This window comes from Halorubrum sp. CGM4_25_10-8A (assembly GCF_005435025.1).
Classification (GTDB): Archaea; Halobacteriota; Halobacteria; order Halobacteriales; family Haloferacaceae; genus Halorubrum; species Halorubrum ezzemoulense.
Genome location: NZ_SGTX01000043.1, coordinates 1 through 2,601, shown reverse-complemented (window position 1 = coordinate 2,601; position 2,601 = coordinate 1). Strand labels below are relative to the sequence as shown.

Below are 2,601 nucleotides of genomic sequence, written 5' to 3'. Positions count from 1 at the left end.
AGGTTGACACACCATTGCATTGGTCTGTGTGGTGTCCGGTCCATCCAGCGGCTTGGATGACACCGAACGACCACGGCTCACATCAGATCGCCGCTTACGCCGGAGCGCAGGGGGCGCGATCCTCATCGGGTGAGTCGGATGAACCGACTCTGCGAAACCGGGCCGAGTTGAACGGCCCGAGTCCGCGGTGCGTTCTTCGCGTTTCAACCGAACGGGCTTATACACTTAAGCACGTCGGAACGCTTCGACCGGCCGCGTTGGCGGCCGGCCGGTGCCCCCCCGTCGGGGGCTCCTCGCATTCATTCGAATGCCCGGGTTGTATTTAACCCCGTCGAAGCGTCGGCCCCACGTCATGCGGTTTCATGGAGCAGTTTACAACGAGCTGATCCAGTAGGGAGATTTGGTATCGGCAGGATCTCGCGACACTGGACGATACGATCGGAACGTCTGAGAGCCGAACGTATCAGGAGTGTATCATGGAATCCAGGTTGCGGCGGCGGCCTCACGCGCGCGCAGGACAGGACACTATGTGCGGTGTGGGGCAGTTGGCCATTTATACCACGGGCGTTTATAAGGGAGGGGGACACATATAAAAGCGAACGATGACGAACCCTGCAGACTCGATCGAGATTCAGAACGTTGTTGCATCGACGGGTATCGGTCAGGAGCTCGACTTGGAGGCGCTCGCAGAGGATCTCCCGGGCGCAGATTTCAATCCCGACAACTTCCCCGGCCTCGTCTACAGGACTCAAGAGCCGAAGGCGGCCGCGCTCATCTTCCGGTCGGGGAAGATCGTCTGTACGGGTGCCAAGAGCATCGACGACGTCCACGACGCGCTCGGGATCATCTTCGAGAAGCTTCGGGGCCTCCAGATCCCGGTCGAGGATGATCCGGAGATCACCGTTCAGAACATCGTGTCGAGCGCGGACTTGGGGCACAACCTCAATCTCAACGCCCTCGCGATCGGGCTCGGTCTCGAAGACGTAGAGTACGAGCCGGAGCAGTTCCCCGGGCTCGTCTACCGGATGGACGAACCCGAGGTCGTCATCCTCCTCTTCGGAAGCGGGAAGATCGTCATCACTGGCGGTAAGCGGACTGACGACGCCGAGGAAGCCGTCGAGGAGATCGTCGAGCGGATCGAAGGACTCGGCCTGCTCGGCTGACGCGGGCGAATCGATCGGTCTGTGCGGGGCCTCGTCGCGGCGACGGCACGGTGCTCGTCGTAGAGCGGTGGCGGGGGGACCGTCGGGTGGCCGAACCGACTCGATCAGCTCTCGGCTTCATCCTCGGTAAGGACCTCTTTGACGACGCTCGGGTCCTCGAGGAGTTGGTGCTTCGTGTAGCTTCCTTCGGCGCTACCGCCGCTGTGTTTCGACTGTTCGATGATGTCGAGGAACGCGTGCTCCTTCAGGAGGTCGCGGACGCGCCGTAGCGAGAGGCTATCGGATCCCTCCTGCCGGCAGATGTTCTCGTAGATTTCGTACACGCGGCTCGTGCGGAATCCGTCCTGACGACCGTTCGAGAGCGACAGTAGCGCGAGCGCCTGAAGCACGTACCTCGAGTGCGGGGTGGACCCGCGAATGAGTTCGCGGAATCGGTCGGTCTCGGCTCGCTCGCGCGCCTGCGTGACGAACTCCTCACGAACAGTGGGTTCGCCGTTCGCCTGTGCGATCTCGCCCGCGTACCGGAGGATGTCGATAGCCTTCCGCGCGTCGCCGTGTTCGCGCGCCGCCAGCGCGGCGGCGCGCGGGATCGTCGAGGGTTCGAGAACGTCGTCGTGGAACGCGTCCGCCCGCGCCTGCATGATTTCCCTGAGTTGGTTCGCGTCGTACGGCGGGAAGACGAACTCGCGCTCACAGAGGCTCGATTTGACGCGCTCGTCCATCCGGTCTTTGTACTGGATCTTGTTGCTGATGCCGACGACGCCCAACTTACAGTCGGTGATCTTTCCCGCCTCGCCAGCGCGGGACAGTTGCATCAGGATGGCGTCATCATCGAGCTTATCGATCTCGTCGAGCAGGATCAAGACGACGTCGTACCGCTGGTCGAGGATCCGCCAGAGTCGCTTGTAGTACGTGGACGTAGAGAGCCCCTTATCGGGGACGTTGATCCCGGTTTCCTCGGGGTCGTTGACGCCCTCGGCGATCGTCTGGACCGCTTGCGTCTCGGTGGTGTCCTGCGCGCAGTCGACGTAGGCGAACGTCGCCGTAACGCCCTCCTCGCTCGCGGTCGAGACGAGTCGCTTGGAGACGTACTTCGCGCACAGGGACTTCCCGGTGCCCGTCTTCCCGTAGATGAGGACGTTGCTCGGGCTCTGGCCGAAGATGGCCGGATTGACCGCCGTCGCCAGATCGGCGATCTCGTCGTCGCGGCCGACAATGCGTCCCTCGCCCGGCAAGTGACTGATCTCGAGGAGTTCCTTGTTCGCGAAGATAGGGTCCTCCCTCGTGAAGAGGTCGTCCGCTGCGTCCATGAGGGAGACACCGTGTTTCCGGTGAAATGCGTTCTGTTTCGCGGCCACGTTCGGAGCGGAGCGAGGGACGGGTCGGTGGAGAGAGACACACACCGTGTTTCCGGTGAAAAGGGTGGTCGGCCGTGGGG

The 2,601-nt window shown here is 62.6% G+C and carries 2 protein-coding genes; one reads left to right on the top strand and one right to left on the bottom strand.

The window, feature by feature from the left end; all coding sequences use genetic code 11:
• Positions 1-602 precede the first annotated feature (602 nt).
• On the top strand, positions 603-1,163 hold the full coding sequence (locus EXE52_RS18035; protein WP_049932645.1) for a TATA-box-binding protein: 561 nt from the start codon (positions 603-605) through the stop codon (positions 1,161-1,163).
• 104 nt (positions 1,164-1,267) lie between these two features.
• On the opposite strand, the gene EXE52_RS18030 is transcribed toward EXE52_RS18035, so the two are convergent.
• A complete protein-coding gene (locus tag EXE52_RS18030; protein ID WP_089308807.1) occupies positions 1,268-2,473 on the bottom strand; it encodes a Cdc6/Cdc18 family protein in 1,206 nt (401 codons plus the stop codon).
• Positions 2,474-2,601: the final 128 nt, after the last annotated feature.